This is a genomic window from Pseudomonas sp. LjRoot71 (assembly GCF_964253255.1).
Taxonomy (GTDB): domain Bacteria; phylum Pseudomonadota; class Gammaproteobacteria; order Pseudomonadales; family Pseudomonadaceae; genus Aquipseudomonas.
Genome location: NZ_CAXURA020000001.1, coordinates 1669393 through 1693208 on the forward strand (window position 1 = coordinate 1669393; position 23816 = coordinate 1693208).

The 23816-nt window shown below is 57.7% G+C and carries 16 protein-coding genes and 2 pseudogenes; 14 read left to right on the forward strand and 4 right to left on the reverse strand.

Annotation, left to right across the window (positions count from 1 at the left end):
- The first annotated feature begins 527 nt into the window (after positions 1–527).
- The 3 genes from ACSQ17_RS07960 to ACSQ17_RS07970 all read left to right on the forward strand — a co-directional run bounded on the left by ACSQ17_RS07960 (position 528) and on the right by ACSQ17_RS07970 (position 3030).
- Positions 528–1421, forward strand: coding sequence for a hypothetical protein (locus tag ACSQ17_RS07960; protein ID WP_436068197.1), 894 nt, complete (start codon positions 528–530; stop codon positions 1419–1421).
- Positions 1422–1474: 53 nt separating this feature from the next.
- The gene (locus tag ACSQ17_RS07965; protein ID WP_296277310.1) at positions 1475–1705 is read left to right on the forward strand and encodes a helix-turn-helix transcriptional regulator; all 231 of its coding nucleotides are present in this window, start codon (positions 1475–1477) and stop codon (positions 1703–1705) included.
- A gap of 332 nt (positions 1706–2037) precedes the next feature.
- Positions 2038–3030 (forward strand): inovirus-type Gp2 protein, encoded by a 993-nt coding sequence (locus ACSQ17_RS07970; RefSeq protein ID WP_296277309.1) that lies wholly within the window; start codon positions 2038–2040, stop codon positions 3028–3030.
- Here ACSQ17_RS07970 and ACSQ17_RS07975 read toward each other — a convergent pair.
- Positions 2941–3135 (reverse strand): annotated as a pseudogene (locus ACSQ17_RS07975) (hypothetical protein); the annotation flags it as partial. The gene ACSQ17_RS07970 and the pseudogene ACSQ17_RS07975 sit on opposite strands and share 90 nt — an antisense overlap.
- A gap of 235 nt (positions 3136–3370) precedes the next feature.
- Between ACSQ17_RS07975 and ACSQ17_RS07980 the strand changes: the two are divergent.
- From ACSQ17_RS07980 to ACSQ17_RS08025, 10 genes and pseudogenes are all read left to right on the forward strand, one after another.
- Positions 3371–5011, forward strand: a complete 1641-nt coding sequence (locus ACSQ17_RS07980; protein WP_296277308.1) for a 3-(methylthio)propionyl-CoA ligase — start codon at positions 3371–3373, stop codon at positions 5009–5011.
- Positions 5012–5194: 183 nt separating this feature from the next.
- Entirely contained in the window at positions 5195–7873 is a 2679-nt protein-coding gene (locus tag ACSQ17_RS07985) for a helix-turn-helix transcriptional regulator (protein ID WP_296277307.1), read from the forward strand.
- Between the two features lie 318 nt (positions 7874–8191).
- Positions 8192–9355 carry a thiolase C-terminal domain-containing protein gene (locus ACSQ17_RS07990; protein ID WP_296277306.1) on the forward strand — a complete coding sequence of 388 codons (1164 nt, stop codon included), beginning with the start codon at positions 8192–8194 and terminating at the stop codon, positions 9353–9355.
- Positions 9356–9431: 76 nt separating this feature from the next.
- Positions 9432–11269 (forward strand): annotated as a pseudogene (locus ACSQ17_RS07995) (DUF1302 domain-containing protein).
- A gap of 32 nt (positions 11270–11301) precedes the next feature.
- Positions 11302–12663: a DUF1329 domain-containing protein gene (locus ACSQ17_RS08000; RefSeq protein WP_296277305.1), complete on the forward strand. Its 1362-nt coding sequence runs from the start codon at positions 11302–11304 to the stop codon at positions 12661–12663.
- Between the two features lie 78 nt (positions 12664–12741).
- Positions 12742–13824, forward strand: a complete 1083-nt coding sequence (locus ACSQ17_RS08005; protein ID WP_296277304.1) for a WD40/YVTN/BNR-like repeat-containing protein — start codon at positions 12742–12744, stop codon at positions 13822–13824.
- 25 nt (positions 13825–13849) lie between these two features.
- Entirely contained in the window at positions 13850–16279 is a 2430-nt protein-coding gene (locus tag ACSQ17_RS08010) for an efflux RND transporter permease subunit (RefSeq protein WP_296277303.1), read from the forward strand.
- 334 nt (positions 16280–16613) lie between these two features.
- Positions 16614–16838: a hypothetical protein gene (locus ACSQ17_RS08015; protein ID WP_296277302.1), complete on the forward strand. Its 225-nt coding sequence runs from the start codon at positions 16614–16616 to the stop codon at positions 16836–16838.
- Positions 16839–17271: 433 nt separating this feature from the next.
- On the forward strand, positions 17272–17493 hold the full coding sequence (locus ACSQ17_RS08020; protein ID WP_436068198.1) for a hypothetical protein: 222 nt from the start codon (positions 17272–17274) through the stop codon (positions 17491–17493).
- A 4-nt stretch (positions 17494–17497) separates the two neighbouring features.
- The gene (locus ACSQ17_RS08025) at positions 17498–18544 is read left to right on the forward strand and encodes an anaerobic sulfatase maturase (protein ID WP_436068199.1); all 1047 of its coding nucleotides are present in this window, start codon (positions 17498–17500) and stop codon (positions 18542–18544) included.
- A gap of 285 nt (positions 18545–18829) precedes the next feature.
- On the opposite strand, the gene ACSQ17_RS08030 is transcribed toward ACSQ17_RS08025, so the two are convergent.
- The 3 genes from ACSQ17_RS08030 to ACSQ17_RS08040 all read right to left on the reverse strand — a co-directional run bounded on the left by ACSQ17_RS08030 (position 18830) and on the right by ACSQ17_RS08040 (position 22753).
- On the reverse strand, positions 18830–19762 hold the full coding sequence (locus ACSQ17_RS08030; RefSeq protein ID WP_296277300.1) for an alpha/beta hydrolase: 933 nt from the start codon (positions 19760–19762) through the stop codon (positions 18830–18832).
- Positions 19763–19840: 78 nt separating this feature from the next.
- Positions 19841–22201, reverse strand: coding sequence for an arylsulfatase (locus tag ACSQ17_RS08035; protein ID WP_296277299.1), 2361 nt, complete (start codon positions 22199–22201; stop codon positions 19841–19843).
- A gap of 75 nt (positions 22202–22276) precedes the next feature.
- A complete protein-coding gene (locus ACSQ17_RS08040) occupies positions 22277–22753 on the reverse strand; it encodes a 2,4'-dihydroxyacetophenone dioxygenase family protein (protein ID WP_296277298.1) in 477 nt (158 codons plus the stop codon).
- A 160-nt stretch (positions 22754–22913) separates the two neighbouring features.
- Between ACSQ17_RS08040 and ACSQ17_RS08045 the strand changes: the two genes are divergently transcribed.
- Positions 22914–23684, forward strand: coding sequence for a hypothetical protein (locus ACSQ17_RS08045; protein WP_296277297.1), 771 nt, complete (start codon positions 22914–22916; stop codon positions 23682–23684).
- The last annotated feature ends 132 nt before the right edge of the window (positions 23685–23816 follow it).

Below are 23816 nucleotides of genomic sequence, written 5' to 3' on the forward strand. Positions count from 1 at the left end.
CCTTCGCAACACTCACCCTTACCCGCAGAGATGGACTACCCCTCATCCAGCTGCTCAGGCAGATAGTCCGCAAACTCATTTCCGAATAAGCTGATTTGCTGCTTTCTCCCAAACTGTCTTGTTGCTCATTGCTATCCCAAGTCTTCGATTCCACCAGCATATCTGGATGGGGCAGGCCGAATAGCGGAGCTAGATTGCGCTAGCGAGTCCGTTTCGTTGCTCCTGAGAAACTTGAGCTGGCAAGTGTAGAGGGAGGCCAGAAATGACCTCCCTCTACAAGCCCCGTCATCACTGTGTTTCCGGCAAAAGGATGAAACTTTATTTTCATATTTTAGGTCATGGCGGACGGCCTTGCCGCAAATTGGATGATACTTTAAGGGCATCTACTGATTTCCACCCCGGCACAAATCCGGCCTAGGTCTTCGGCAGATTTCTGGCTATCTAATTGATTTATAAATATTTTATTTCATTTTTTAAGCTTGATAATGAAGCTTTAAATTGGATGAAACTTTATTTTCATCCCACAGTTGTTGGCAAATGCCGATCAATTTGGTGTTGTGAAGGCGCTCACCAGCAAAGACTTGAGGTTGCTGACGGGGTTTGATGCTGAGAGTTTAAAACGCCGGCTCCAGCGTCTGGTCGGGGTGGGGTTGATACGCAGTTGTGTGCCAGGTGTGACGAGTTCAATTTTCCGTGCCAGGAGGGTCAACAGTACGTATTTCCTCAACCTAAATCATCCGGGCTTTGGTGTGACGGGTGACTGTGCCGTTATGGTACACGTGGTGAGTGAAAGCAAAGCTGAAACCGACGCTGTAGATGTACTGTGGCGGGATATTTTGGCGGCTCGCACCGTTTCACCGGTGAGCCCGTCAGAGACCCCCATTGAAGTTATTCACTTGCTAGCCAATGAGCGGCGTTCAGTCATCGATGTATTGCGGCTCATCATCTATCAATGCGCCTCCGAGTTGCTCTCGCGTCACTGGGTTGATCTTGCGCGTGAGGGGCCAGTCCATTACGAATGGTTGTCCGAGCGGATTGAGGCTGTCTTGCAGTGTTCGAGTGACCCCAATCTCGGAGATGTCAGTGCTGATCTGGAGTGGAGAGCTGTTATCAGCCATTTTTGTAATTTGGTTGTAAGAGTCGCGTCGGTATACAGGGCAAGGTTTGAAGTGGCGAACGGGGTTGGTTTCAGCTCTGCTGGGTTTAGTATCTTGCCGGTGTCGTATGATGAGAGAGAAAGATGTATTGCGATGCTTTTGCATCCGCGGCCTAAAGAACTGTCCGCATGCACGGTTCTTCGGGACGGTGGGCGCGATGGCGTTGCCCCTAAAAGCTGGGGGTCAGAAGCCGAGATGCCGTTGAGCTACCGATTCCAGTTTGGATTGGTGACGCCACCTGCGAAGCGCTTGTTGAGAGGTTAGGTAATTTTAAATCGCCCCTGCACATCCTCTGAGCCATACAGAGGAGCCTGCTCATGCGAATCATCCGCCTGAAAGAAGTCATCGATTCGACTGGTCTTGCCCGGTCGACTATCTACAAATACATCTCGGAAGGCACCTTCCCGAAACCGGTGTCCCTTGGCGACCGCTGCGTCGGCTGGGTCGATAGCGAGGTGCACGATTGGATCCTGGCCAGGATTGAAGAACGCGACCAGACCGAGGGAACAGCGGTGCGCGCCACCGGCCACCTAAGCATGGCCAGCTAGAGCTGATCAAAGCGCCATGACCAGCTAAGGTTGGTCATGGCGTTTATGCCGCTGCCGAGGGCGCAGCACTCTCAGCTAACTCTCCCAGGATGCAATGCTGAAAAATTCTCGCCAGGCCAGGCAATGTTGTTCCCGATTGTCCTGTCTCGCCGGGATGGTCGGCAATGGGCGGCGCTGCATCTATTGATATAGCTATTACCTATCTGTTCTAGCCATTCAATAGTAGTCAGCACTATCCATACCCAGCATTGACTACCAGCAGAGGAAAAGGAGAACGGTCAAAAAATACACATCACGTACTTGGTATGAGTTCAACCAACCAGGTACCCACCATGAGCAATCGTAAGACCTACACCCACCTTTCACAATCCGACATAGCCCTGCAGATTGAGTCACTCGTCCAAGCCATCGAGAAGTCCGAGACACCAGCATTCCGAATCACGCAAAGCCGCTCAGGCTACGAGCGTATCGAAACGACCAGGCTCTCGTGCTACTTCACGCACATCAAGCAGATGGTCGACCTGTTCGATGATCGAGTGCAGTACAGCTACAGCGAGCACCTGCAAGCGTTCAGGGAGGCCTGTCATGACATCGGCCTTGAGCGTCACCCTGGTGGTCCGCTCTGTCTGAACGAAGGGGGCACTGCCTACCTGGATCATCATCGCAGCATGAACGTCTTGGTCGCCCGGATCCGTCAACTGACTCGTGAACGGTGTTACCGACGTAGGGCTGGGGATCGTCGTGATCTGGCTGAGCTGCAGGAGATCCGTGTCTGCGAGTATGCTCAAGCCTTATGCGAGCTTTACTCGCGCATTACCATCGTCAGGGTCGACTTCCATTACCGTTCTGAGGCGCAGGCCAGGTTACGTGTCGAGCATGTGTTCGATGATCTGAAACGGTTGATTGCCGAGCATGAGGACAACCCAACCTTCGAGCATCTCATCGGCCACATCTATGCGGTCGAACAGGGTGATCGGAATGATGGCGGTGGCTACCACGCCCATGCCGCCTACTTCTTCAATGGCAACGAGGTGCGTGGAGATGTCTACAAGGCCATCCAGCTAGGTGAGTTGTGGGAGGACATTACGCATGGCCAGGGCTACATGCACAGCTGCAATCACGATAAGGAGCAATACGGTGGCGGGTGTGGTGTTGGCCGTATCCTGCGAAGCGATCGAGCGATTCGGCGTCATGTCCACAAGGTAGTGAAGTATCTCGTCAAAGATGCTCAGCATCTACGCTTGAGGCCGGAGGGAGCCCGGTGCCTGCGAAAGGGGCACCTGAAGCCTCTCCGTCGAGGGTGGCGGCGTCCAGGCGCTTCTTAGCGACGCCTCATCCAGCGCATAGGCGATGCGTACATAGCCGAAAGCTCTGCCCGGTACCACCGCCACATTGGCTTCATCCAGCAGGGCGTGGGCGACATTTTCATCGGGAGATACCTTGCCCAGTAAACAAGTGCACCATCGTCAGTAGTAAGTCGTTCTACCTGCACTGCTGCCCCCCTCACTCCCCGTGAATGGCTATTAAGCAAACCTAGCAGGCAATCAGACACCCCTCGTATTGGGGGGTAAAAGGACAGGTGCAAGCTCCTATGCTGCCTGTTCGACATAAGTGGCTCGTTTCATCTGGGCGCACGCCAACAAAATCTGAATGGAGCACAAAGCCATGCTGGGCTTAATGCAAGATCAACCACTGCTTATCTCGTCCGTCCTCGAGCATGCACTCACAGCGCACCCAAAGAGTGAGATTGCCTCGCGCACGGTCGAGGGACCGATGCATCACTGTACATACGCCGATATAGGCCAGCGCGCGAAACAGTTAGCGAATGCCCTGACCGAGCTGGGAGTACAACCTGGCGAGCGGATCGGTACCCTGGCCTGGAATGGCTACCGCCATATGGAGATGTATTTCGGTGTGTCGGGAATGGGGGCAGTACTGCATACCATCAACCCGCGCCTTTTCCCCGAGCAGATCGAGTTCATCGCCAACCACGCCGAAGACCAGTACCTGTTCTTCGATCTGTCGTTCGCCTCTTTAGTTGAGCAGCTCGCGCCGCAGATGAAGACCGTTAAGGCGTTTATCGCCCTTACGGATCGTAGCCACATGCCAGCAATTAAGGTGCCTAACCTGCTCTGCTATGAGGACTTCATCGGGGGACAAAGTAACGAATTTGAGTGGCCGATCCTTGATGAACGAGCGGCTTCGTCGATGTGCTACACCTCAGGCACCACAGGTAACCCAAAGGGTGTGCTGTATTCACACCGATCGACGATCCTGCACTCTCTAGCGATGTGCTCGCGTGATGGCGTTGGACTGTCGGTGGCGGATTCGGCTTTGTTAGTGGTGCCTATGTTTCACGTCAACGCCTGGGGTATGCCCTATGCGGGAGCGATGTGCGGGGCCAAGTTGGTGCTGCCAGGACCCGCGCTGGATGGCGAGAGTCTCTACGAGCTGATGCGTACCGAAGAGGTAACCCTGGCCCTGGGCGTGCCTACGGTATGGATGATGTTGCAGCAGCATGTCGAAACCAGGGGGCTAAACCCTGCAAACGATCTATGCCTGAATCGGGTGGTGATCGGCGGCGCCGCAGCGCCACGGGCTCAGGTCGAAACATTTGAAACCCGTTTTGGTGCAAGTGTTCTTCACGCCTGGGGCATGACGGAGATGTCCCCGCTTGGCACAGTCTGCAACCTGCTGCCTAAACACAGTGATGCCACTTTGGACGAAGTGCTCAACTTGCAGGCCAAGCAGGGACGTGCGCTGTTTGGCGTATCAATGAAAATCGTCGATGAGGAGGGGGCAGAGCAGGTCCGCGACGGCAAGGCCTCCGGCCACTTACTGGTCAAGGGGCCCTGGATTGCCAGCCAGTACTACCGAGGTGAAGGTGGGTGCATCCTCGATGACGCCGGTTGGTTCGATACCGGTGACATCGCTACCATCGACCCTGACGGTTACATGCAGATCACCGACCGGGCCAAGGATGTTATCAAGTCAGGTGGTGAGTGGATTTCCTCGATCGATCTGGAAAACGCCGCAGCAGGTCATCCCTCAGTTGCGGAGGCGGCTGTAATTGGCATTCCACATGCGAAGTGGCAGGAGCGGCCACTGTTGGTTGTGGTGCTGAAACCCGGCAAGGCTGCTAATAAAGAAGAGTTGTTGGACTTCCTTGAAACCCGCGTGGCGAAGTGGTGGCTGCCGGATGATGTGGCCTATGTCGAGGAGTTGCCGCATACGGCGACGGGCAAACTGCAAAAAATGAAGTTGCGCGAGCAATTTAGGGACTATCGTTTAGCCGAGGAAAGATGAGCTAGGCTCGGGGTGGCTGACGGGTCTGCGGCGCGCCACTCCGAGTAGTGCTACAAAATGCCTGACACTGCCAATGCATAACACTCACTCTGTACATATCTAAGAACAATAAATGAGAAGGAATTGATGCCTGTACATCGGTACTCTGTCTCTTCCACGCAGTGCACTGGACTGTAGAGAGGCATGACCAACGTGGATCGCATAGAGCCTGAGCTGGTCCTTAAGACCACTCCACCCCGAAGCCAGAAAACGGCTCAATCGCGGGAACGATTCAGTATTGAGGCCCCCGAGCTTGCGGACAAGGTGGCGATCGCTGTCCATGCTCCGGCGGGGTTCGGCAAGACCTTCTTATTGGCCCAATGGCGCCGGGAGTTCCTTTCACGCGGGGCGGTGGTTGCCTGGCTAATGCTTGATGGTCATGACGATGGCATCCGCTTTGCTCAAGGCCTGGCCGCGGCCATGGCGATAGGCAGTGGCAGGCAGTCTTTCGCCGGTGCGTTTGAACGTATGCCTGGCCATGGCCGCGACGAGCTGGAGGGGCTTACCGATTGGCTGGCCGAAGTGGCCGATCTCGGCAGTGAAACTGTGCTGATTCTCGATGAGGTCGATGCATTGCCCGAGGCGACCATTCGTCATTCCCTGACCTATCTATTGCACAACGCCCCTGCCAACTTACGCATCATTATGGCTTCGCGTGGTCGTTTGAACCTACATGTAGCTGACTTAGTTGCACGCGGTCTCTACGTCACAATAATGGCCGATGCATTACGTTTTCGCATTGAGGAGGCTGTGGAGATTCTCAGCAGCCGCTTTGGCGCACGTATCGACCCGGACCTTTGCGTACGACTGCACGAACTCACCGAGGGTTGGCCTCTAGGATTGCAGCTGGCGATTGCCGCTATTGAGAAGAGCGCTAACCTGGTTAAGGCTATCGAAGATCTATCGGCCTGTTCGGGTGATATCCAGCGCTATTTCGTTGACAGCTTGGTTGCCCGTTTACCTGTTGAACAGGTCGACTTCCTCACATGCATTGCCTTGCTGGACATGGTTCATCCCTCGCTTTGTGTTGCACTGACCTGTAACGAACGGGCACACGAACTACTGCATGGGCTTTGCGTCTCGACGCCGATCTTCGTCGAGGGTATCGACAGCGACTGGGTGCGTATCCACCCCTTGGCGAGGGAGTTTCTTCTCGGGCGCTTTTCCAACTTACCCCTCGCGCAGCGGCAGACATTCCATGAACGGGCCGCGAGCTGGCTCGAAGAACACTCGTTCTTCGAGGAGGCTGCACGTCAGTACCTGCTGGCGGGGCATACCGCGCAGGCCTACGAGATGATCGAGCAATGCTTGTACGAGATCATGCTGCGCGGGCAGTTTGGCCGAGTGTTGGGGTGGGTCGAAGAACTTCCCCCCGAGGAAGTGGAGCCCCGTCCGCGAATGTGCCTGGCTGCCGCTTGGGCGCTGGCTATGAGCGAGCGGAATGTGGAAGCGGCCAAGTTGCTCGTCAGCATCCAGAACGACCCGACAGCGGATGAGGTCATTCGCTGCGAAGCGGCGACGATAGCCGCTGCTGCGGCCTACTTTGCCGATCGTCCAGACGAGTCGCTGGCGATCATCGCCCCCTGGGCTGATGCGCCGCCTTCCGGCTCGATCAAGCTGCAAGCGATTCTCGCCAATGCGGTCGCCCGGCTGACGTTGTTTCAGGGGCAACCAGAAAAGGCCCGACGTATTTTTCAGCGCGCACCGCACTATGTCTGGAGCCCAGGGCTTGATGCAATCCGTGGATTCGGTGAGTGGGTCGTCGGAATGACCTATCTGAACGAGGGTCGTATGCTGCCAGCCGAGGCCACTCTGCGAGACAGCTTGCTGCGTGCCGAGCAGGACATTGGTCGGCGCAGTTCGGTGGCGGTGGGACTGGCCTGTGGGCTGGCCACTGCGCTTCTTGAGCGTGGTGAGATTCAGGAGGCTTCGACAGTCCTCGCCAACCGCCTGGATATCGTCGAGCGGTTGGCCGCGCCGGATGCGATCGTGATGGGGTTCCTAACGGCGGTACGTCTGGCTGTGCTGCAGGGGCAAACCCATCGTGGCTACGACTTATTGGAGGCACTGCTCGCTTTGGGCGAAGAGCGCGGCATTGCACGCTTTAGCATGGTGTCCCTGGGTGAGCAGATTCGTATGCATGCCTTGCATGGGCGGGTTGACACCTGCTTGGCATTGTGGCGACGGCTGGATGAGCTGATGCCGGATTTCGCGCGCGAACAACGCGGTTTGTTGGGGCCAGAACTATTTATGGTGGCTGGATTGGCAAGTGCTTATATCGCCCTTGTGCAGCGTGACTGGCAGGCCTTGTTGAACGTACTGATCACCGTTAATGAGACGGCAGAGCGCCTACGCCGGGGGCGAGAGATTGTTCAGGTAAAATTGCTTAAGGCACTGGCGCTGAAGGAGTTGGGGAGCGACGGATTATCTTGCCTGCTCGAAGCAACCAGCCTCGCTGATGAATACGGCCTACAGCGGATTGTGGAGGACACCCATCCCGATTTGCTCAAGTGGCTGCAGAAGGTCCGCCGTGAAAACGTAGAGCTGGTTGCACCAGCTCCGGTTCAGTCTGCACCGATTTTACGTCCGGAACCCCTGATGTCGAGCGTTTCGCCCAGTCGGTTGTTGACGCCAAAGGAGCGTGAGGTGCTGCAGTTGCTTGCACGTAATCTGTCGAACAAGCAGATAGCGCTGGCACTAAATGTCGGCGAAGAAACCGTGAAGTGGCATCTGAAGAATTTGTTCGGAAAATTTCAGGCCGGTACTCGCAAGCATGTAGTGGATCGCGCCTACATGTTGGGCATCCTTGAGCCTGCCGGCTAAACCTCCCGTTGCTTAGGTACCACTCGGTCGCCTCGCGATACCTTTCAAGCCGTGTGTAGTCAAAATGCTTGCTGCGTGCAAAACCCATTGGGCAGCGCCTTCATAGTAAGCGTGCCTTCTGCTCTTCACGCGGCAGAACCAGCGCCGCCCCCATCCCGTCTCCTCAAATTGCCCCCCCCCATACGCTGGGGGGGTGTGCCTGTCGGCGAAGCCATAGTCTGAGTCCAAGGTAAGTTTCTGTCCCTGATCGGATTACCCGGTTGGTAGCGATGCTCTATGGACTGATCGGCCGAGTGCTGATTATCGAGGAATAGGCTAATGCCTGAAAGAGTGCTGATTGCGGGGGTGGGTATGGCCCCGTTCGTCCCGCTTAGCGCCCGTGTTAGCACGGCCGAGCTTGCCGGGCAGGCTATTCGCTTGGCGCTTGAAGACGCGCGTATTGACTATGACCTTATCGACCAGGTGTTCACTTCCTGTGTACACGGTGCAGCCGGTAGCGGCGAGCAGGTGCTGGCTCAAGTAGGTGTTGCCGGAATTCCCATATTCAATATCAGCGACGGCTGCGCGTCAGCCAGCATCGCGTTACAGCTGGCCCGCACCAGCGTGCTTGCGGGTGAGGCCGAGTGTGTGCTGGTTCTCGGCTATGAGTGTATGCCGGCGGGCATTTCCAATCGTGCGTTTTTCGGCCTCGACGAATACCCGAGCGAGGAGTGGGACAGCCTGGCGCAGCGCCGTGATCCCTTGACGGTGCTGTCCCGCCGCCAGCATCCGGCGGCGCTGTTCGCCGCGCAGACCAGTTGGCTACTGAGCCGCTTGGGTATTTCCGAAAGCAGCTTTGAACGAGTGCTCAGCCAGGCCCACTCGCAGGCCAAATTCAACCCTAACGCAGTATTGAATCGCTCTTCCGAGCGTGATGGCTGGTTAGCGCCATACCTGTGCCCGCCGGCCTGTGGTGCTGCAGCAGTACTGCTCTGCTCGCGTGAGTTTGTGAATCGCTATGGGGCTCGTGGTGGTGTATCGATTCTCGCCAGTGTGCGCAGCAGCGATAGCCTCTCGGAGCTGGAGTCGAACAATGTGCTGGATGTACTCGGGCGTGCCACCACTTGCAGGGTTGCTCGACAGGCTTATGAGCAGGCGGGAGTTGGTGCGGACGAGATTGAGGTGGCTGAGCTGCACGACCAGAGCGTGGGAGATCTCATGGTCTACAGCGCCGCTTTGGGTTTTTGTCGTGAAGATGCGATCGATGCGTTCGTACGTCAGGAACGCAGCCTACTTGGGCGTCCCCTGGCGGTCTGCCCTTCAGGTGGTTTGCTGGGTCGCGGGCATGCTCCTGGCGCGACAGCTCTGGCACAGATCGCCGAATTAGTTTGGCAACTGCGTGGCGAGGCAGCTGCGCGGCAAGTACCCGGGGCGCGAACGGCGCTTCAGCACAGCGCGGCACTTGGCCGCTCAGTATCGGTAACCATTCTGCAGCGCATCTGATGATGGGAGACGCAGGCGTAGCGATGAGTGAAATAAACATCCTTTGGTGTAACTACAGAGAAGGTGAGTAAGCGCAATGAATAACAACAATAAGATATGTCATCTCAGCCTCCGACGAGGAGTGTTAGCAACTGCGATACTGGCCGGCATGGGACTGCCTCCCGCACATGCCTTTGAGTTCGATACAGGTCATGAAGACCTGTCAATCCGTTTCGACAATACCCTCAAGTTGAACTATGCACAGCGGGTGGAAAGTGCCAACTCTAAGTTGGCCGAGTCTTGGAACAACAACGACGGAAATCGCAATTTTTCCTCGGGTAGCGCGGTTTCGCAGCGTGTCGATGTGTTGTCCGAGCTGGACGTGGTGTTCAAGCAGCAGATGGGTTTTCGGGTCAGTGCCAACACTTGGTATGACCATGCCTATGACAATGTCGGCAGTCATAACCCGGCAACCAATCAGATCAACGACGGCCAAGCGGACTCTCGTCATATCAGCGGTTACGCGGATCGCTACTACAACGGTCCGTCCTCCGAGATCCTTGATGCCTTTGTTTTTGGCAGCATGGAGATCGGCGAGGAGTCGCTGCTCGGTGCCAAACTCGGCAGTCACACTCAGTACTGGGGTGAGAGCATTCTGGCCTTCGCCCACGGCAACAGTTATGGCCAGTCGGGCCTGGATATCTCCAAGGCTCTTGCCATTCCGGGGACAGAAGCAAAAGAGTTGTTTATCCCGCGTAACCAACTGTCCACCAGCCTGACCGTCAACTCGGAACTGACCCTGGGGGCGCAGTACTTCTTCGACTGGGATGCCTCGCGCTTGCCGGAATCGGGAACCTATCTGGGGTTCAACGATGGCATCCAGAGCGGTGGACATAATCTGTCGCTGATAGGAGGGCTCAATCCATTCTTTGGCGCCCCTGGGCCACACGGTGTTCACCAATACCTGCGTCTGTCCAATGGCAGACCTTTACGCCGGACGACAGCGGTGACTTCGGGTTGATGGCCAAGTGGAGCCCTGCCTGGCTGGACGGTACCCTGGGTTTCTATTACCGCAATACCTCCGACATTCTGCCGAATCTGGCCTTGTCGCCAACTGCTGTCGGCATGCCCCAACTGATCTCCGGCAACATCGGCAGCTACAACCAATTCTACGTTGACGACATCGATATCTACGGCATTAGTCTGTCTAAGAGCATCGCGGGTGTCAGCGTTGGGTTTGACCTGAATTACCGTGAAAACATGCCTCTGGCCAGCGTGCCTGCCACCGTCAGCCCAGCTGCTGCCGCGGCAGGGTTACCCGGCTTTGTCGGCAGTTTCGATGGTGACGACGGTGTGGCTCGTGGCAACACCGTGCACGCGGTACTCAACGGTCTAGTCACCTTTGGCGATACGCCGATCTGGGATGCCTCTTCGCTGCTAGTCGAGTTGGGCTACAGCCGCTGGCTGGACGTCACCGAGAACGAACAGTTGTTCAAGGGCGAGAGCTGGTATCGCGGCGTCGACAAGGTCAGCAAAGACAACTTTATCCTCGGCGTAAATTTCAACCCGACTTGGTACCAGGTATTTCCCGGCGTCGATATGTACATGCCGGTCAGCTACAACGTCGGGCTGAATGGCCATTCGGCTGTGCAGTTGGGTGGCAATGAGGATTCGGGCAGCTACTCGGTGGGTGTCGGTGTTGATGTGCGTAGCCAATATCGCTTCGACCTGAAGTATGTCGACAACTTCGGTCCGTTTGATACCTGCGAGAACGCAGGCACGGTGCCTGCCGGCGGTATTCAGGGTGATGGCGCCGCTCCCGGTGCCAACGGCATGTACCAATGCACGCCCGGTCAGACGACAGCCTTTGCGGGTACACCGTCTCAACTAAAAGATCGTGGCATGGTCACCCTGACCTTCAAGACATCGTTCTGATCGCCGAATTGCCTGATTGCAGGAGAGAGCACATGAAACTAGTTAAATCCTTACTGGCCACTACCCTGGCAGTAGTCATAGGTGGTGCCGCCCAGGCCGCCGTATCCCCGCAAGAAGCCGCTAAGCTCGGCACCAGCCTGACTCTGATTGGTGCAGAAAAAAGCGGCAACGCCGATGGCAGTATCCCTGAGTACACCGGTGGCTTGACCACGCCTCCGGACACCTACGAGAAGGGCAGTTCATTCCGTCCTGACCCTTTTGCAGGCGAGACGCCACGTTTGGTGATCAGTGGCAAAAATGCCACAGAACACCAAGACAAACTGACTGTGGCAACCCAAGAGCTGCTCAAGCGTTTCCCCAGTTACCGGATCGATGTGTATCCGACGCATCGCACGGTGGCCCTGCCGCAGCGCATTCTCGATAACACGGTGAAAAACGCCGTGAATGCGATGTCGGTCGAAGGTGGAGTGGCCATGGAGAATGCCCTGGCTGGCGTACCGTTTCCCATTCCGCAAACCGGCAATGAAGTGATGTGGAACCACCTGTTGCGCTACCAGGGCCACGCTCTCAACTCCAAGTACGATTCATGGAACGTCGACTCATCTGGGCACGCCTCGCTGGCCACCACCGGCAATGCGTTCCTTGAGTACCCTCTATATGACCCTGCTCGCACCGAGCCGGCCAAAGCGAACGATGTCTACTTCAAAACCAAGCTCTACTATCAGGGACCGGCGCGGCGCGCCGGTGAGGCAATTCTGCTCGTCGATGCAGTCAATCCGCTGAAACAACCACGCCGTGGCTGGCAGTACTTGCCCGGGCAGCGTCGGGTCAAGCTGGCACCGGATATCGCCTACGACACGCCGAACCCTGGCTCGGCGGGTGCGTCCACTTACGACGATGCGTGGGTATTCAACGGGGCCCTGGACCGTTTCGACTTCAAGCTGGTCGGCAAGAAGGAAATGTACGTCCCGTACAACACCTACAAGCTGAATTACCACAAAAAAGCGGCCGACATCACCACGCCTAACCACGTCAACCCTGATTTGGTGCGCTGGGAGTTACACCGTGTGTGGGTGGTGGAAGCCACGCTGAAGCCTGGCAAGCGCCATATCTACGCTAAGCGCACATTCTATGTCGACGAGGACAGCTGGATCGCCCTGGCGGCCGAGTCCTATGACGCCCGTGGCCAGCTGTTCCGTGGCTCCTTCGCGCATATGGCCTACAGCTATGACGTGCAGGCACCGAACTCGGATAACCATATGTTCTATGACTTCGTTTCGGGTTCTTACAACATCACCGGCATGTACGGACCATACGGCGGGATCAAGTACATCGAACCGCTCTCGAAAGCCAAGTGGTCGGCCGAGTCGCTGGCTGGTACAGGTATCCGCTGAATCGAACCCCTACAGGTTTTTGCCGTCTGGTGGCGTGCTCGCACGCTGCCCGGCGGTTTTTTACCCCGAGAAACAGCCATGCATATATTCAAATGGGTACTGTTCGCGGCGCTAGTAGCTGCGCTGGCAATGCCATTTACACGGGCCGTGGTTGCTGCGGATTTTGCCGAAGTACTGGACACCCCAGCGATGCAGAGCCCGCTGGCCGTCCAGGGCATCCTCACTGGTTTGGCTCAGGCAGGTGAGCGTCTGGTCACTGTCGGTCAGCGCGGGCACATCCTCTATTCAGATGATGCTGGCAAACAGTGGCGGCAGGCTCAGGTACCGGTCAGTTCGGACCTGGTCGCCGTGCATTTCCCGACACCGAAGCTGGGCTGGGCGGTCGGCCATGATGGTGTAGTGCTCCACAGTCGCGACGCCGGCGAAACCTGGAACCGCCAGCTCGATGGCCGCCATGTAGGGGCAGTCATGTTGCAGCACTACCAAAAGCTGCTGGCCATCCGGCCGGATGACTCGACATTTGCCGCGCTGGTGGAGGAATCGCAGCGCATGAGCGAGCAGGGTGCCGATAAGCCGTTTCTGGATGTCTGGTTTGAGAGTGAGCGGGTTGGCTACATCGTCGGTGCATTCAACCTGATCTTTCGCACTGATGACGGTGGCCGTAACTGGACGCCTTTGCTCGAGCAGTTGGATAACCCAGGCATGTTGCATCTGTATGCGATCCGCCCTATCGGTGCGGAGCTGTATATCGTCGGTGAACAAGGGCTGGTACTTAAGTTGGACCAAATCAGCCAGCGCTTTACTGCTGTCCCTACGCCCTACAACGGCACCTATTTTGGCATTACCGGAAAAGACGGAGTGGTGCTGGTCTTTGGCCTACGCGGCAACGTTTATCGCAGTACCGATGCGGGGCAGAACTGGAGCAAGGTCGAGATTGCTGTGCCGCTGAGCGTCACAGCGGGCACCGTGACCCGCGACGGCTGGATCGTCCTGCTCTCACAAGCCGGCCATGTACTTGTGAGCCGGGATGATGGCGCCACCTTCCACCTGAGTCAGCGGCCCCAACTGTCACCCGTTTCCGCTGTGGTTATGACTGGACAAGGACATGAGTCGCTGGTCCTGGCCGGTGTGCGCGGCGTACGCGTGCTACCGGTTGAATAAGCATTAAAAAGAGAGACAACACCTCATGGCGAACTACAAGCTCGATTCGATGCCCGTGATACGCGAGCTGAAGGACTTCGATCCGCGCTCCGGCAATCTGCTGGAACGGCTGATTTTCAATAATCGACGGCTGGTGATCTTGGCCTGCCTGCTCGCCACTGTCGTGTTGGGCTATGTTGCCTCAGCCCGGCTGGAGCTGAATGCCAGTTTCGAAAAGATGATCCCGCACGAGCAACCCTTCATCAAAAATTACTTGGAGAACCGCCATTCGTTGCGCGGGCTGGGTAACTCGGTGCGGGTGGTGGTGGAAAATACTGAAGGCGATATCTTCGATCCGGAATATCTGGAGCTGCTCAAGCAAGTCAATGATGAGCTGTTCCTCACCCCCGGAGTGGATCGCGCCTGGATGAAGTCGCTGTGGATGCCGGCGGTACGTTGGACTGAAGTAACCGAGGAGGGCTTTCGCGGCGGTCCGGTGATGCCGGATTCCTATGACGGTTCAAGCAAAGGCGCGGAGCAGTTGCGACAAAATATTGCCCGCTCTGGCATCGTCGGCAGCCTGGTTGGTAATAACTTCAAATCGTCGATGATCTTCGTGCCACTGCTCGACAAAGACCCGGTCAGCGGTCAATCCATCGATTACCACGCGTTCTCGCGTCTGCTCGAAGAGAAGCTGCGCAACCGCTTCGAGTATGCCGGCGACGCGCGTATGCATTCGGCGGATCAAGAAGGCTCGGGCAAGATCAAGATCCGAGTGATCGGTTTCGCTAAGCTCGTGGGCGACCTGATCGATGGCCTAGTGCAGGTAATGATGTATTTCGGCGTGGCTGCGCTGATCGCTACCGCCATCATCTACGCCTATACCCGGTGCCTGCGCAGCACCTCGTTGGTGGTGGCCTGTTCGGTGGTTGCGGTGGTCTGGCAGCTCGGCCTGGTAGCCCTATTCGGGTACGCCCTCGATCCGTTTTCCATTCTCGTGCCCTTCTTGGTATTCGCCATCGGGGTTTCCCATGGCGCGCAGAAGATGAATGGCATCATGCAGGACGTGGGGCGTGGTACCCATAAGCTGGTGGCCGCGCGATATACCTTCCGTCGCTTGTTTCTCGCCGGTCTTACCGCGTTGGTGGCCGATGCCGTGGGCTTTGCGGTGTTGATGCTGATCGACATTCCGGTGATCCAGGACTTGGCGATCACCGCCAGCATAGGCGTGGCTGTGTTGATCTTCACCAACTTGGTGTTGCTGCCGGTCCTGCTGTCTTACACCAGTGTCAGCCAAGCAGCGGCGCAGCGCAGTCTGAACGAGGGTAATCAGGGGGGAAAAGGCCTGGGAGCGCTCTGGGATCTGCTGGATCGTTTTACCGAGCGGCGCTGGGCGACCATTGCCGTGGTGGTGGCGGGACTGATGGCCGGTGGGGGCCTGATGGTCAGCACCCAGTTGAAAATCGGTGACCTCGACCCAGGTGCCCCGGAACTGCGCTCCGACTCACGCTATAACCGCGATAATGCCTACATCACTGCCAACTACGCGCTCTCCAGCGACCTATTTGCGGTGATGGTGAAAACTCCAGTGGAAGGTTGCCTGACGTACGAGACTCTGATTGAGGCGGATCGGCTGGGTTGGTTATTGCAACAGCAGCCTGGCGTACAGACCACGGTATCGCTGGTCGATGCCGTGCGGCAGATCACTGCCGGCTCCTATGAGGGTAATCCGAAATGGATGACTGTCGCCCGTAACCAGGAAGTGCTGAACTACGGCGCTCAACAAGCCTCGGTGAACAATCCGGAATTATTCAACAACGAGTGCTCGATGATGCCGGTGGTGGCCTACTTAACGGACCACAAAGCCGAAACGCTCGAACGTGTGGTCGAGGTCGCCGAGCAGTTTGCCCATGAGCACAGCAACGAGGAACGCCAGTTCCTGCTCGCGGCCGGCAGTTCCGGCATAGAGGCGGCGACCAACATCGTCGTGCGTGAGGCCAACCGGACCATGCTGCTCTACGTCTATGGCGCAGTGATCCTGCTGTGCTTTATCACTTTCCGCAGCTGGCGTGCGGTGGTGGTTGCCGTGGTGCCGTTGATGCTCACCTCAATCCTCTGCGAGGCCCTGATGGTCTGGCTGGGTATGGGCGTGAAGGTCGCCACCTTGCCGGTGATCGCGCTCGGCGTGGGTATCGGGGTGGACTATGCGCTTTACCTGCTCAGCGTGCAGCTGGCACAGCAGCGTGCTGGCGTGCCGTTGAAGGACGCGTATAAGAATGCGGTGGCTTTCACCGGCAAGGTGGTGGCTCTGGTCGGCGTGACTCTGGCTGCCGGAGTGATCACCTGGGCCTGGTCGCCGATCAAGTTTCAGGCCGACATGGGTATCCTGCTGACGTTTATGTTCATCTGGAACATGGTCGGTGCGCTGGTGCTGATTCCCGCTCTCTCGCACTTTCTGCTGCAGAAAGTCCGCTGATAAAAATCTGCTGGAGCCTGGCACCGCGGTGCCAGGCTAGGCTTCGTTTATCGGTCCAGGAAAGTCGTTCATTAGTGTGCCGCGCCTGCGCTGCCTGGCCGGGATTGCCAGCCTGAGGCACGACATGATCATTCCTGAGCAGGATGCTTTGCCGGACCAGCAGCGCGCCCTCGGCACCGTGCGGGTGTTGGCTTACGTCCGCAAGGCGCGTTAGCCAGTTGGTATGGACAAGGCTTTCATGGTTTGTATAAAGCGCTCCTCTACGGAGCGGGGCATCGCTATCCAGGATCACCTCTCTGTACTCGATGTGTAGGGCGATACCAGTGCCAAGACCATGCCGCAAATCATCAACATGCTGCTCGGCCGTGAGCGAATTGCCTTAGGTACCGAATATGCGCTTTTAGAGGCGCTGGAGAGCGGGGGCTTCGAGGCGCGTCTCGACGTGCTGCCTGCGCCTTTATTGCCAAGCACCGGAAGACCGATCTCGACAGCAGATTCTGGTGCTGCGAGGGATCAGCGCAAAGAGGCGAAACCCACTGCAGGTCTGAAGCACGCGTAATGGTTCGCCTGACATTCGTTGGCCGCTAGACGCTGCGATTCCACCCGGGCGTCGTTGAGCAGCTTGACGGCTGTAATCATCAATACGGCTAGAGACAGCATTATTATTGTTTTCATCTGGCTACCTACTTTCGAGCAATTGTCATCGGCGCAAACCTTGGCTGAACGCTTACCCGTCTCAGGCGAGGGTGAGTCAGTATCTTTGAAACGCTCCACTGACAGCTGTCGCCTCGAGCTGTACTGCAACGCCTGCAAGGCTTCGATGTTCCGTTGCTTATGGACTAGCCGACAGTTGCCTAGCGTCTTCTCGGTCAGCTTACGTACTTTGCACTTTCTCTATCCCCCCATTGTCTGGGGGGGTACGGGAGCGCTGTCGGTCGTAGAGTCGAAACCTGGCGTAACGAGCTAGACCAACAGCCATCCGGGAGACCCTATTGAGCGAACTCACCCCCCACATGCAGGGCCTACACCTGATGGCCAAGCCGGTCGGTCCGATCTGCAACCTCGATTGCAGTTACTGCTTCTATCTGGAGAAGGAACAGCTGTATCCGCCGCGCGAGCGCTTTCGCATGCCTGACGAGGTGTTGCGAGCTTACGTGCAGCGTTATATCGCCACGCAGCCGACGCCTGAGGTAGTTTGTTTGGCAGGGCGGTGAGCCGATGCTGGTGGGCCTCGAATTCTTTCGTGAGGCTACTGCCTATCAACGCGAGTTCGCTAACGGTAAGAAAATCCGCAATACCCTGCAGACCAATGGCACATTGATCGATGAAGCCTGGGCAGCGTTTCTGCACGATGAGGACTTTACGGTTGGCCTCAGCCTAGATGGGCCGCGGCACGTCCACGACCTCTACCGGCTCGACAAGCGCGGGCGTTCGAGCTTTGACGACACGCTGCGCGGCCTGCGTTTGTTGCTCGAACAAGGTGTGAAGGTCAATGTGCTGGTCACCGTGGCTCATGATGTCGCCAGTCACGCACTGGAGATCTACCATTTTCTTAAGAGCGAGGGTGTGCGCTTTATTCAGTTCAATCCGGTGGTCGAGCGACTGCCTGAAGGGGCGGATGTGGACACCGGCCTGCATTTTTCCACACCACCGGAACTGGCCAGGAATAGCCTGATCACCAGCGTTGGCGGACCAAGGCTCAGTGGACAGAGCGTCGGGCAGGAGGCCTACGGGCGCTTCCTGACCGCGATCTTCGACGAGTGGGTGCGCGAGGATGTCGGCAGCGTCCATGTGATGAATTTCGAGTGGGCGCTAGCCGCCTGGTGCCAGCTGCCGGCGAGCGTCTGTCTGTTCGCGCCGCGCTGCGGCAAAGCGTTGATCGTCGAGCACAGTGGCGAGGTGTTCTCCTGCGACCACTTCATGTACCCGCAGTACCGGCTGGGCAACATTCTCCAAGACGATCCGTTGGCCCTGGTCGAGTCACCGGCCCAACAGGCATTTGGCGCCGCCAAGGAAGTAACTCTGCCGGATTACTGCAAAGCCTGTCCCTACCTGTTCGCCTGTCACGGCGAATGCCCGAAGAACCGCTTTACCGCCACGCCCGATGGCGAGCCGGGACTGAACTACCTATGTCCCAGCTACAAACATTACTTCGGCCATATCACTCAGTACATGAACGCCATGGCGCAACTGGTCAGCCGTGGGTTGCCGGCATCGCACATCATGCAGGCGTTCAAGGGGCCGCTGATCATCCGTGGTGATTGAGGTTCAGAGTGTCTCTTTGGGCAACGCGCTGAGTTGGCGCGTCCGATCAGCTGCGTCGCCCCCGCAGCGCACGGTATCAGTCGCTCCGGTGCGAAAGTGCTTCGCCATCCGCTCAATCCACTGGCTATTGCGCAAGTTCTCGGCTGACGGCCATGCCCTGCTGGCCGCCGCCGAAACCTCCTGGATGCTATCGTCGAGCCTGGTACGGCTCAACAGAAGCGCTCGCTAAAGGGGCACCGACAGTCGTAGATAGCGCAAAGAGCGTTGGCCAAAGTGCTGTCAAACTCAGCTATCCAGCTGTTGCAGAAAACGTGCAACCCTAGCCAAGGCCAGATCGGCCACATCGAGCATGCCGGCATGGATCTGGAATACATGCCAGCACCCCGGATAACGCTCCAGTACGACCGGCACTCCAGCAGCTGTGGCTTGCTTGGCGAAGCGCAGGCTGTCGTTCAACAGCAACTCATCCTCGCCCACCTGAATCAGCAATGGTGGGAGCCCTGTCAAGTCGGCATAAAGCGGCGATAGCCCGGGGTCGCGTCGATCCATGCCTTTCGGGAGAAACAACTCACCGGCTTGATGCATCCAGGCGGGATGAATCACGGGGTCACCGGCTGGTGGATTGTGCAGCTGAGTGCCGGTCGCATCCGTCCAGGGTGAGAAGCACACCAGTGCGGCTGGCATTGGTAGCCCCTGCTGTTTTATTTGCAGTGCGGTGAGCAGTGTCAGGTTGCCACCCGCCGAGTCGCCGCCGATCACGATCTGTTTAGCCGCGTAGCCTTGCGCGAGCAACGCACGATAAGCCGCCATTGCATCCTCCAGCGCCTCCGGATAAGGGTGCTCGGGTGCCAGCCGGTAGGCCAGCGCACACACCGGCATGGCGCAGTGCTTAGCCAGATGGCTGGTGATGCTGCGATGGGTCACCGGTGCGCCGATGAGGTAGGCACCGCCATGCAGGTAGAGCAGCACACGGCCATTATCCTGAGGCGGGCGGTGCCACTCGCAGGCTCTGCCCGCCAAGGTGCTGCTGCACCGCTTGATGCCACGTGGCGTTGCAGCCGTGGCGGTGAGGCAGCGGATAATCCCGCGCTGCCCGACAATCGGCATTGGCGGGCGCACCAAGCCGCGGAACAGCAGGCGCATGCTGTTGCGCAAGATGCCCGCCAGCAGGCGCTGGCTCAGACTTGGACGGTCTGGCAGTTCAACGAGTACAGTCATAGTGTTTCAGCTCCAACGTGCGTGCGTTGCCGATAATGCGAAAGCCGCCCCAGTCAGCCTGGGGCGGTCGTTGTCGTCTCAGGGCATATAGGCAACGTGCACATCACTGATCTTGCCGTTGAACGCGAAAGGCGCGCGGTCGAAGTAGTCGAGGGACACCGGCGAGCCGAGGTCTTCGCCTACGTCGAAGGTTTCGCTAGCGGTGAAGGCCAGCGGCGGTGTGAAGGGCGTAGTGCCACTGGCGACTTCCTGACCATTCAGCCGAAGATTGAGGCTGGCCGGTGAGCCGGGTTTGGCCGTCATCGTGGTGAGTACCTCGATGCTGACATTGCCGGCTGGAACTCTCTCAGCCGAGCGCAGTTCTACTCGGGCAACGGCCAGCGCGTTGTACTCGTAGACCAGATAACCGTCATCTAAATACAGGCTCACGCCGCCACCAATCCCGCCCATGGCATACAACACGCCGCTGGCATTTTTCGGCAGCACCGCTTCCACCACAACCTTGTTGTTTTTGCTGCCCAGGCTGGGCGCGGCGAACTCCGGCAGGCGCTTGATCCGGTCGCTGAAATGCCATTCACGTTGGTTGGTGCCAACCCGAGCGCTCGGATCAAGAAACGGATACAGGCCCGCGCCGAGTGGGTAGACATGGTTGGCTTTGGCCTGGGTATCGAACTCGGCCTTTAGCTCGGCAAGCTTTTCTGGGTTGCTGGCGGCCACGTCAGTGGCTTGCGAGTAATCGCTGTCCAGGTTGTAGAGTGCCCACTGATCGGTTTCCGGGTTCCAACCCATAAACTGGGAGAAGCCCTGGACCCAGGGTTTGCGTGGGCCGAACACCGAGGCCATCCAGCCGTCCTTGTAGATCCCACGGCTGCCGAGAACTTCGAAGTACTGCGCGGGCTTCTTCGACGCCGCTTCGGCGTCGGCAAAGGTGTAGCGCATGCTGATGCCGTCGATCGGGTCTTGGGCGACGCCGTTGACCTGCTTCGGTGCGGTGATGGCAAGGATGTCGTAGACCGTCGGGGCGATATCGTTGACATGGTGGAACTGCCCGCGAACCTCGGCGTCAGCCTTGATCTGCTTTGGCCAGGAAACCGCCATGGGGGTACGAGTACCGCCGAAGTAGCCGGCCACCAACTTGGTGCCGACGAACGGCCCTGAGCCGGCCCAGGCCCAGGCGGCGTTGTACATGCTTTCTAGCTTTGGACCACCAAGGGCCGATAACCCACCGTACATGTCGTTGAGTACCTTCAGTTGCTGCTCCTTGGGTACCGGAATACCGTTCTGGGCCAGCAGTTCGCTGATCGTCCCCTCCATGCCTTCGGCAGAGGCACCATTGTCGCCTAGGACATAGAAGATCAGGGTGTTGTCGCGTTCTCCCAGGCGCTCCAGCTCGTCGAGGATCTTCCCTGCCTGGGTGTCGGTGTGTTCCAAAAAGCCGGCGTAGACCTCCATCAGGCGTGCCTGGTACTGCTTCTGTTCGGCACTGAGGCTGTCCCAGGCAGGCAGTTCGGCCGGACGTGGCGTGAGCTTGGCGTTCTGGGGAATAAAGCCGAGTGCCTTCTGACGAGTGAAGGTTTGCTCGCGGTAGAGGTCCCAGCCACTGTCGAACTTGCCCTTGTATTTGTCCGCCCACTCGGCGTTTACATGGTGCGGGCCGTGCACTGCACCCGGGGTCCAGTAAAGAAAGAAAGGCTTGTTCGGGGCGTAGGACTGCTGGTCCTGGAGCCAACTCACCGCTTGATTCGCCAGGTCTTCACTGAGGTGGTACTGCGGATCGTGTGGCGGTTCAATCGGTGTGGTATTGCGGTACAAGCGCGGCTCGTACTGCGAGGTTTCGCCGGCCATGAATCCGTAGAAGTGTTCGAAGCCATAGCCGGTCGGCCAGGCATCGAACGGACCGGCAGCCGTGGTTTCGAGTGTCGGGGTGTTGTGCCATTTGCCGAAGGCGGCGGTGCTGTAGCCGTACTGCTTGAGCACCTCGGGCATGGTCGCCGAGCTTTTCGGGATCTTCCCGGTGTAGCCGTCCCAGTCGGTGGCCAGCTCGGCGATCACGCCATTGCCGACCCGGTGATGGTTGCGGCCGGTGAGCAGGGCGGCACGAGTCGCCGAACTGATCGCCGTAGTATGGAAGGCGTTGTAACGCACGCCACTATCGGCGATGCGGGTGAGGGTCGGCGTATGAATGGTGCCGCCGACGGTGTCTGCCTGCGCGAAGCCGGCATCGTCGAGCATGATCACCAGAATATTCGGCGCATCGGTCGGCAGGTGCGGTTGTTGCTGACGCTTCTGGTGTTTAGACGCTTGCAAGGTCGGCTTGGCTTCGCTGGCCGAAGGCGTAGGCGGAAAGGGCAGCGTGTCCTGTGCTGACGCGATTGAGCTGGCAAGTAGCAAGCTCAGCTTAAGCGGGAAATACTGGGGAATAGAGCGCTTCTGGCTCATGGGATCTCCATCCATTGTTGTTCTTGTGGTGATGTGCCGCCGGGCGCTGTGGCCAGGCTGCGGCGAGAGGGCGGCTCAGACCGAGAAGCTGGTTATGTCCTTGGCTTCGATGCCATTGGTAGCGCAGAAGGCCCGATAGCGCTCCACGCTGGACTTCCAGTTTTCGATGGCGCAAATGTTGTCGTTCTCGTCGTAATACAGCAGATCGCCCTGGGTGATGTTCAGGGTGATGATCTCGTCGCCATACTCGGCAAGGGCGATAGGGGTGTGGCTGGTTCCTGCGGTTTCGAACACTACTCCGCCCTGTTTGGATACCCAGTCATGCTCGAGGTACTTCCAGCCACCTTTGATGGTGTAAACGATCACGGTGCCGGTGTGGTAATGCTTGGGCAGGGTAGTGCCCGCAGGGGCTTTGAGCAGGGTGATAGTCTCGCCGCGAACCGGATCGCACTTGATGTATTTGATGAAAACCTCATTGCTGTAGGGCGTGAATGGCACCCATGGCATATCTTCGTCATTGATGGCGGCAGTATCGATGCTTTCGTACAACATATTGTTATTCCTCGAGGTGGACGGCGGGCGGTATCGTTGAATCTCTACCCGGTGATCCTGAGGAGGTTTGGCTTACTTGCCACCCCCCGACTTTGGGGGGCGGAAAAGCTAGAGAAAGACCGTTCCATACCACTCATCAACGAGTGGGCGGGGAGGGGGTATGCGAGCCGGTATTCTTCTGATGTTTTGGATGTTGTGCTCTGCAGATACTTGGGCGGATGACCAGAGGCTGCAGTTTCTCCACGAAATTCGCACACGTAGCTACCTGCTTTGTTCCAGCGCGATGCTTTACTTCAACCCCGCGATCAAGTCGCCCGATCCTCGCGCGTTGGCCTCTAATTACGACAGCCTGATGCGCTTACACACGCGAACGGTGCAGCTCGGCCAGCCATCTCATATGGTCGAGATTCAGCGCAGCATGCAAGGGCTGATGAAAAGCCTGGAGCGCATGCCACGGCAGGATGCCGGCCTGTATCCAGAAAAACTCATGCACCTGCTGGAATTACAACGTCAGGCAGAGTCCTGGGCCGATGAGCAATATCGCCAGCAGAGTGGGGCAAGATTTGAGAGGGCTCGTGAGCTGCATCAGCAGAGCCTGGCGATGTCTCACATGTTGCTGAACTACCAGATTCGCTCCTACCCTCTGGCAGCTGGTAGCTCCGTTGGCATGAGTGATACGCAACTTGAAGCGCAGGACTCAGCCATCAATGAACGTTTCGTACAGTTGATCAAACGTCATGAGGAGTTCGCCAAAAGTTTCGAGGCGATTCACAAAAACTACCGCTTCGTACGCGGCCAGTTACTGAGCAAGAGCGTCCACCAACCCTCTGGTGGCATCGAGTTCTATCTAACGCGCAGCATCATCGATATGGATGAGCTGGCGATCCAGATTCTCGAGAGTCAGAAACTTGATGGGAGCCAAGTGCTCTAGCGGGGCGTAACGGCGGTTTGCCAGGATTTGTTCGTGGCGGTCATCCTCGCGGACTTTCTCCCGCCTTCGGTTGGAGCCATCGTTGCGTTTCGGCTGGCCGAAGCGGTGTAAGGGGCGGGGGAGAGGCATTCA